Here is a 6,892-nt window from a genome sequence, read left to right as displayed (position 1 = left end):
CGTCATGGCGGTTCTTTCAGGGGTTTTGCGGGGCCCAGCACCCGATGAAAGTGTGGGTGGGGCGCGTTATTGGCGATGATCCTTGGGTTGGCGTTGAATAAATGGTCGAAAATTGGCGTTCGTGCCGAATAAAACGCTAATCAATATGCAAACAGAACCCGATCTGGACCGGATTGACCGCAAGATCCTGTCAATCCTGCAGGAAGACGGCCGCATTGCCAACCTCAAGCTGGCCGAGGCCGTGGCCCTGTCGCCCACGGCGGTGCTGGCGCGCGTGCAGCGCCTCACGCGGGATGGCTTCATCCTGGGCTACGAGGCGCGTCTGAACCCCCTGAAGCTGGGCGCGGGCATGCTGGTGTTTGTGGAGGTGCTGCTGGACCGCACCACGCCCAATGTGTTCGACCAGTTCAAGGCGGCGGTGCAGGTGCATCCCGAGATCATGGAATGCCACATGGTGGCGGGCGGGTTTGACTATCTGCTCAAGACGCGATCCGCCGATATGAATGCCTACCGCGTGTTTGCGGGCAACGTGCTGTGGCAACTGCCGGGCGTGCGCGAAACGCGTACCTATGCGGTGATGGAAGAGGTCAAGCACACCAACCATTTGTACCTGCGTTAAGAGGGCGGTGGGCTTGCAGGGCCGCAGCCTGGGCCAGATTGGCTCTGCAGGGCAAAGCCCGCATAATGCGCTGCAGCAACCGTCAGACTGAGGAGAAGAACCATGCGAGCCCTTTCAACCGCTGCCGCCGCCTTGTTGGCCGCCCTGTTTGGCCAGTCGGCCGCCGCCGGGTGTTATGTGGTGTACGGCCCCGACAAGGACATCGTCTACCGCGCCCCCGAGCCACCGGTCGATATGTCGCGCCAGATCCACGAAACCCTGCCCCTGGTTGCTCCGGGGGGTACGCTGGTGTTCTCTCCCGACGATTTTGGCTGCGAACTCACCATCAACAAGCTGCCGCTGGCTTCGGCTGCATCAGCGCCAGGCGGCATGCGCCCCGCGCGCGCAGACCGGGGCTGAGCCGACCCCACGGCCCGGCCCGCTGCAGCGGCGGCCTCGGGCCTGAGACAATCGGGGGATGAGCGAACCGAAAGAACTATCCCCCTCGTTTGAACCCGTGGCGCAGGATGCCACCGACCTGCCCGAGGGCTGGCTGCAAGTGCAGTCCATGGACCTCGATGCCCAGGGCGTTGCCCGCAAGCCCGATGGCAAGGTCGTCTTTATCGACGGTGCCCTCACGTCCGAGCTGGTCACCGCCAACACCCACCGCAAGAAGAACAACTGGGAGCAGGCCAGCCTGGTGGCGATTCACCGTGAATCGTCACAGCGTGTGCGCCCCGGCTGTCCGCACTTTGGCCTGCATGCCGGTGCCTGTGGTGGCTGCAAGATGCAGCACCTGCACGTAGGTGCCCAGGTGGCCGTCAAGCAGCGGGTGCTGGAGGACAATCTTTGGCACCTGGGCAAGGTCAAGGCCGAAACGGTGATGCGCCCCATCGAAGGTCCCGCCTGGGGCTACCGCTTCCGTGCCCGTCTGGCGGTGCGCCATGTGATCAAGAAGGGCCAGGTGCTGGTGGGCTTTCATGAGCGCAAGAGCCGCTACATCGCCGACATGCAGACCTGCAAGATTTTGCCCCCGCATGTGGACGCGATGCTGATGCCGTTGCGTGCGCTGATCGCCAGCATGGACGCGCGCGACACCTGCCCGCAGATCGAACTGGCCTGCGGCGACAACGTGACAGCCATGGTGCTGCGCCATCTGGAGCCGCTTTCCGCAGACGACATCACCCGGCTGCGCGCCTTTGGCGCCGAGCATGGCGTGCAATGGTGGCTGCAGCCCAAGGGCCCCGACACGGTGAAGCTGCTGGACGAGGGCGGTGAACAGCTGTCGTATGCGTTGCCGGACTTCGGTATCACCATGCCCTTCAAGCCCACGGACTTCACCCAGGTCAATCCGCACATCAACCAGGTGCTGGTGACCCGGGCACTGCGTCTGCTCGATGTGCAGCCGCACGAGCGCGTGATCGACTGGTTCTGTGGCTTGGGCAACTTCACGCTGCCTCTGGCCACGCAGGCCCGCGAGGTGCTGGGCATCGAGGGCAGCGAGGCCCTGGTGGCCCGCTCGCGCGAGAACTATGCGTTAAATCAGGCCCTTGCGCGCGGCCATAAAGCTCTTTCAGCTATTGAATTTGTAGCGCGCAACCTGTTTGAGATGACCACCGAGATGCTGGTGGCCGATGGCACTGCCGACAAATGGCTGGTGGACCCGCCGCGCGAAGGCGCGTTTGCGCTGTCCAAGGCGCTGGCCGACATCGAACAGGCCCGCATCGGTGCCGAGGGCGCTGGCCCGCTGCCCGCCGGGGCCGAGGGCTGGACGCCGCCAAAGCGCATTGTGTATGTGAGCTGCAACCCGGCCACCCTGGCGCGTGATGCAGGCCTGCTGGTGCATCTGGCGGGTTACAAGTGCACGGCGGCGGGCATGGTCAATATGTTCCCGCACACCGCGCACGTGGAGAGCATGGCGGTGTTCGAGCGGGCGTAAAGGCGGGGCGCCGCTGCTGGGGCTTGGGGCCCTGGCGCGCGCGCACGCTGGCAGTCAAGGGAAGAAAACTGGAATGAAAGGGGCGGGCCTGGCCCCCGGTGGCTCCGGCCGCTCAGCTGCGGTTGCGGCTAGCTGCAGGGTCGCGGGTTTCGGTTTCGATCTCTGTGTTGCTGCTGCCTTTGCGCGGCTCGGGCTTCTCGGCCTTGGTCAATACCGAGGGGGTGCCTTCAATCTTGTTCTCGCGCATGTAAGCGTCCATCTCTTTCCACCCCGCAAACACCGATGCCTTGGCGGCCTTGGGATTGAGGGTGTAGCAGTCTTCCAGACCGCGCAGCGCGTGGCGGCAGGCACCGCCGATGGCCTTGGCTTCGGCGTCGCGTTGCGCAACACGGGGGTCAGGGCCCAGGCCAGGGATCTTGTCGCAGCCGCTCAGCAGTAGCACCAGGACTGAGACAGTCAGCAGGCGCAGCGGGGTGGTGGGCTGGTTGAGATACATGTAATTGCATTATCGGCAGGACTGCGCCGCTATTGAGGCTTGACCTTGGTGTGGGCTCAACAAAAAAGAAAAAGGCTCCGGTGGAGCCTTTTTCAGTTCGGTGAGGGGACCGCAGCCCGGAGCGGGTTTATTCGCGCTCGCCACCCATGATGCCCAGCAGGGCCAGCAGGCTCTGGAATACGTTGAAGATGTCCAGGTACAGGGCCAGCGTGGCACTGATGTAGTTGGTTTCGCCGCCGTCCAGAATCTGCTTGAGGTCGTACAGCATGTAGGCGCTGAAGATTCCGATGGCCAGCATCGAGATCACCATCGTGCCCACGGTGGAGCCCACGAACACGTTGATGATGCCGCCGACCATCAGCACCAGCGCGCCCACCATCAGCCACTTGCCCATGCCCGAGAGGTCGCGCTTGATCACACTTGCCAGGCTGGCCATCACAAAGAAAACGCCTGCGGTGCCTGCAAAGGCGGTCATGATCAGGTCGGTGCCGTTCTTGAAGCCCAGCACCATGCCGATCAGGCGCGAGAGCATGAGTCCCATGAAGAAGGTGAAGGCGAGCAGCACGGGCACGCCAGCGGCCGAGCGTTTGGTCTTTTCGATCGCAAACATGAAGGCGAACGCGCCGCCCAGGAACACGATCAGGCCCAAGCCGCCTGTCAGCGAGCGGGTGATGCCGGTGGCCACACCGATCCAGGCGCCCAGCACCGTGGGGATCATGCTCAAGGCCAGCAGCCAATATGTATTGCGCAGCACCTTGTGGCGCTCTTCCTGCGAGATGCCATAACCCGCAGAGTGGCCCAGGGTGGTGACTTGGTCGTTCATCATCTTGTGTCTCTCCTTGTTGGCCTGCACAACGCAGACGCACCAAATTTTAGGCGCTCGCGGTTTTTGGCCGCTCAATAACCGCATCCGGTCACCTACTTTTGGTAAGGGTACTTTCACCCTGTATGGGGGTGAGGGGCTCCTGCGATACCGCTATGCTTGTGGCTTCCTCGGTCCGGGCGCTCCAACAGGGCGGGCCCGCGCGATTTTTCCTTCTTCTTTTTCCTATCCGGATACCTCCATGAAAACCAAGCATGAACTCGAACTGGCCGACGTCAAGGCCATCGCCACCGCCGCCGAAGCCGAGGCACTCAAGAACAACTGGCCTGTGACCATCGCCATCGTGGACGACGGCGGCCACCTGCTGTGGCTGCAGCGTCTGGATGGCGCTGTAGCCGTGTCCTCGCACATTGCCCCCTCCAAGGCCCGCACGGCCGCGCTGGGCCGCCGCGAGAGCAAGGTGTACGAGGATGTCATCAACGGCGGCCGCACCTCGTTCCTTAGCGCGCCCACCATCGACGGCCTGCTCGAAGGCGGCGTGCCGATCATGAAGGACGGCCAATGCCTGGGTGCCGTGGGCGTGAGCGGCGTGAAGTCGACCGAAGACGCGCAGATCGCCCGCGCCGGGATTGCGGCCCTGGGTCTGTAAGGGCGGCGTGGATTGGTGGGCACATCCTGCCCGTCACGCAAAAAAACCGGCGGGAGAGCCGGTTTTTTTATGGTGCGGCCGCTGCGGGTTCTGGGAGCGGCAGGTGAGGAGCAGGATTCGCCATCGGGAGAAAAAAAGCCTGGCTACGCGGGCGAACCCGTTGGCTGGCAAAAACGACCCTTGCGAGCTTGTTGCAAGCCCGGGAGTCGCCCCACGATGAAACTGTTGGGGCCTGGCAGCAGCACTGGATGTGCTGCCGGGGGGAGAAAGAGAGCAGGGTGGCTGCGCTTATTTGGTCAGGATCAGCTTGCCCAGCTTGGTGGCCTGCAGGCGGTACACCGAGCCGTTGTGGCTGATGGCCACGGCTTTCTGGCCTTGCAGCAGGGCGCTGCTGTCCACCGCAGCCGATACAGACTCAGCGCTGTGGGCGCTTTCAACCGGGGCGAGCGAAGCTGCCTTGTCGGATGCGGCGGAACGCAGGAGCGAGGCGGCGGTCATGGTGGCTTGCATGGAGGTTTTTTCCTGTGTCATTGCATTGCGTTTTGCTAATGATAACGATTCGCAATTACGAGTCAAGCGAATTGCGTGTTTCTTTTTGTTCTTTTTTTGTCGGGTGGGACCGACGCTGATCCACTTTGCGCAGCGCCTGTTGGCGCGGGCGCGGCGGAACAGGGCGGCGGGCTGTAAAAAAGCCCGGCAAGCAAAGCCGGCCGGGCTGGAGCGACGAGACACCCCGGAGCCAGGGGCTGCTACTGCTGCTGTTACTGCGGGTCGGTCACAAACCCGATCTTGCGGACCCCCGCACGCTGCGCGGCGGCCATGGCCTGCGCCACGTATTCGTAGCGCACGTTCTTGTCGCCCCGGATGTGCAGGTCCGGCTGGGGTTCCTTGGCCGCCTCGGCCTGCAGGCGGGGGAAGAGTTCCTCTTCCGTCACCTGCGACTCGTTCCAGTAGAACTTGCCATCGGCCGCCACCGACAGGCGCACGGTTTCCGGCTTGATGTTCTCGGGCTGGTTGGTGGCCCGAGGCAGGTCAACGTTCACCGAGTGTTTCATCACCGGCACGGTGATGATGAAGATGATGAGCAGCACCAGCATGACGTCCACCAGGGGCGTCATGTTGATCTCGTTCATCACATCATCGGCATCGTCTTGCGTTCCGAAGGCCATGGCTTAGTTGCCTTTCTTGATGGGCAGCACCTTGGCCTGTTCACCACCGGCGTTCACGCGGGCGCCGGTCACAAAGTAGGCGTGCAGGTCGTGGGCAAAGCTGTTGAGGCCGCCGAGGATGGACTTGTTGCCTCGCACCAGCGCGTTGTAGCCCAGCACGGCCGGGATGGCCACGGCCAGGCCCAGGGCCGTCATGATCAGCGCCTCGCCGATGGGGCCGGCCACCTTGTCGATGGTGGACTGGCCCGAGGTGCCGATGGCCACCAGCGCGTGGTAGATACCCCAGACGGTGCCGAACAGGCCGATGAACGGTGCGGTGGAGCCCACCGAGGCCAGGATGGCCAGGCCCGACTGCAGGCGGGCGGTGAATTCATCAATGCAGTTGCGCAGGCAGCGCGTTACCCAGTCGCTTACGTCCAGGCTGTCGTGCAGGTGCGCCTTGGTGTTGCGGTGGTGGGCTGTGGCTTCACGGCCTTCCAGGGCCAGGTGACGAAAGGGGTTGGTGGGGTCTGCGCCCAGCTTGGTCAATCCCGCAGCAAAGTCTTCGCTGTGCCAGAAGTCCTGGGCGGCGCGGGTGTGCTTCTTGAACTTGATGATGTCCAGCGCCTTGATGAGGATGACGATCCACGAGGCCAGCGACATGGCCAGCAGGATGATGGCGACGGCGCGGGTGACAAAGTCGCCCTGGATCCATACGTTGGCGATGCCGAATTGCGATTCCATGAAAAAACTCCCTGAAGCGGTGATCTGAAACTGTGAACTGGTTATTCGAGAACGAAGTTGACCGGGACCAGGTTCCACATGGTCTCGGGCACGCCGTTGCGTTTGCCGGGCACAAAGCGCCAGCGCATGACAGCCTCCTGGGCCTGGCGGTCCAGGCGGTCAAAGCCGCTGGACTTGTTGACTTCCACCTTTTGCGGCGTCCCATCGGTGCCGATGAGCACTCGGAGTACCACCTTGCCCTGCTCGCCCATGCGTTTGCTGATGGCGGGGTAGCTGGGCTTGGGGTTGTTGAGGTAAGCGGCGTCGCTCGACGGCAGCTCGATCTTGGGCGGTGCAGGCGGTGCCGGTGGGGCGGGCGGCGCCGGTGGCGCAACTGGCGCTTCGATGGGCGGCGCAGGCGGCTGGGGCGTGGTGATTCCAAGCGGCGCATTGGGCGCGGGTGTCGGGTCGGCAATTGCCACGGGCATGGGGGCCGGGCGCGGCGCGACCTTGGGT

At 63.5% G+C, this 6,892-nt stretch carries 10 protein-coding genes; 4 read left to right on the top strand and 6 right to left on the bottom strand.

Translation table 11 applies throughout. The features are described 5' to 3' along the window. Positions 1 to 145: 145 nt before the first annotated feature. The 3 genes from DBR12_RS18775 (at position 146) to rlmD (ending at position 2,537) form a co-directional block, all read left to right on the top strand. Positions 146 to 619, top strand: a complete 474-nt coding sequence (locus DBR12_RS18775; protein ID WP_015014569.1) for an Lrp/AsnC ligand binding domain-containing protein — start codon at positions 146 to 148, stop codon at positions 617 to 619. Positions 620 to 721: 102 nt separating this feature from the next. After that, the gene (locus DBR12_RS18770) at positions 722 to 1,018 is read left to right on the top strand and encodes a hypothetical protein (RefSeq protein ID WP_108618648.1); all 297 of its coding nucleotides are present in this window, start codon (positions 722 to 724) and stop codon (positions 1,016 to 1,018) included. A 58-nt stretch (positions 1,019 to 1,076) separates the two neighbouring features. Continuing rightward, the gene (gene rlmD / locus DBR12_RS18765; protein ID WP_108618647.1) at positions 1,077 to 2,537 is read left to right on the top strand and encodes a 23S rRNA (uracil(1939)-C(5))-methyltransferase RlmD; all 1,461 of its coding nucleotides are present in this window, start codon (positions 1,077 to 1,079) and stop codon (positions 2,535 to 2,537) included. A gap of 112 nt (positions 2,538 to 2,649) precedes the next feature. Here the strand turns inward: rlmD and DBR12_RS18760 are convergent, their stop codons facing one another. Together DBR12_RS18760 and DBR12_RS18755 are read right to left on the bottom strand one after the other, a co-directional pair. Next, complete coding sequence (locus DBR12_RS18760; RefSeq protein ID WP_108618646.1) at positions 2,650 to 3,033, bottom strand: hypothetical protein; 384 nt, start codon at positions 3,031 to 3,033, stop codon at positions 2,650 to 2,652. 127 nt (positions 3,034 to 3,160) lie between these two features. After that, positions 3,161 to 3,856: a Bax inhibitor-1/YccA family protein gene (locus DBR12_RS18755; RefSeq protein ID WP_108618653.1), complete on the bottom strand. Its 696-nt coding sequence runs from the start codon at positions 3,854 to 3,856 to the stop codon at positions 3,161 to 3,163. Positions 3,857 to 4,097: 241 nt separating this feature from the next. Between DBR12_RS18755 and DBR12_RS18750 the strand changes: the two genes are divergently transcribed. Continuing rightward, a complete protein-coding gene (locus tag DBR12_RS18750) occupies positions 4,098 to 4,505 on the top strand; it encodes a heme-binding protein (protein WP_108618645.1) in 408 nt (135 codons plus the stop codon). Positions 4,506 to 4,793: 288 nt separating this feature from the next. Here the strand turns inward: DBR12_RS18750 and hemP are convergent, their stop codons facing one another. The 4 genes from hemP to DBR12_RS18730 form a co-directional block, all read right to left on the bottom strand. Beyond that, positions 4,794 to 5,015, bottom strand: a complete 222-nt coding sequence (gene hemP, locus DBR12_RS18745) for a hemin uptake protein HemP (protein WP_108618652.1) — start codon at positions 5,013 to 5,015, stop codon at positions 4,794 to 4,796. 251 nt (positions 5,016 to 5,266) lie between these two features. Next, the gene (locus DBR12_RS18740) at positions 5,267 to 5,674 is read right to left on the bottom strand and encodes a biopolymer transporter ExbD (RefSeq protein WP_094290871.1); all 408 of its coding nucleotides are present in this window, start codon (positions 5,672 to 5,674) and stop codon (positions 5,267 to 5,269) included. Positions 5,675 to 5,677: 3 nt separating this feature from the next. Beyond that, positions 5,678 to 6,397, bottom strand: a complete 720-nt coding sequence (locus DBR12_RS18735) for a MotA/TolQ/ExbB proton channel family protein (RefSeq protein ID WP_108618644.1) — start codon at positions 6,395 to 6,397, stop codon at positions 5,678 to 5,680. Positions 6,398 to 6,438: 41 nt separating this feature from the next. Continuing rightward, the coding region (locus DBR12_RS18730) for an energy transducer TonB (protein ID WP_108618643.1) at positions 6,439 to 6,892 on the bottom strand (454 nt) is incomplete at its 5' end.

Origin of the sequence: Acidovorax sp. HMWF029 (assembly GCF_003060895.1) — a bacterium.
Classification (GTDB): domain Bacteria; phylum Pseudomonadota; class Gammaproteobacteria; order Burkholderiales; family Burkholderiaceae_C; genus Acidovorax.
This window is presented reverse-complemented; position numbering and strand designations above follow the sequence as displayed.

What these genes read in the sequence shown, in the direction of transcription:
- rlmD (WP_108618647.1), top strand. Translation starts at nt 1,077, where the DNA reads ATGAGCGAACCGAAAGAACTATCCCCCTCGTTTGAACCCGTGGCGCAG.
- DBR12_RS18770 (WP_108618648.1), top strand. Translation starts at nt 722, where the DNA reads ATGCGAGCCCTTTCAACCGCTGCCGCCGCCTTGTTGGCCGCCCTGTTT.
- DBR12_RS18735 (WP_108618644.1), bottom strand. Translation starts at nt 6,397, where the DNA reads ATGGAATCGCAATTCGGCATCGCCAACGTATGGATCCAGGGCGACTTT.
- hemP (WP_108618652.1), bottom strand. Translation starts at nt 5,015, where the DNA reads ATGCAAGCCACCATGACCGCCGCCTCGCTCCTGCGTTCCGCCGCATCC.
- DBR12_RS18740 (WP_094290871.1), bottom strand. Translation starts at nt 5,674, where the DNA reads ATGGCCTTCGGAACGCAAGACGATGCCGATGATGTGATGAACGAGATC.
- DBR12_RS18750 (WP_108618645.1), top strand. Translation starts at nt 4,098, where the DNA reads ATGAAAACCAAGCATGAACTCGAACTGGCCGACGTCAAGGCCATCGCC.
- DBR12_RS18760 (WP_108618646.1), bottom strand. Translation starts at nt 3,033, where the DNA reads ATGTATCTCAACCAGCCCACCACCCCGCTGCGCCTGCTGACTGTCTCA.
- DBR12_RS18755 (WP_108618653.1), bottom strand. Translation starts at nt 3,856, where the DNA reads ATGAACGACCAAGTCACCACCCTGGGCCACTCTGCGGGTTATGGCATC.
- DBR12_RS18775 (WP_015014569.1), top strand. Translation starts at nt 146, where the DNA reads ATGCAAACAGAACCCGATCTGGACCGGATTGACCGCAAGATCCTGTCA.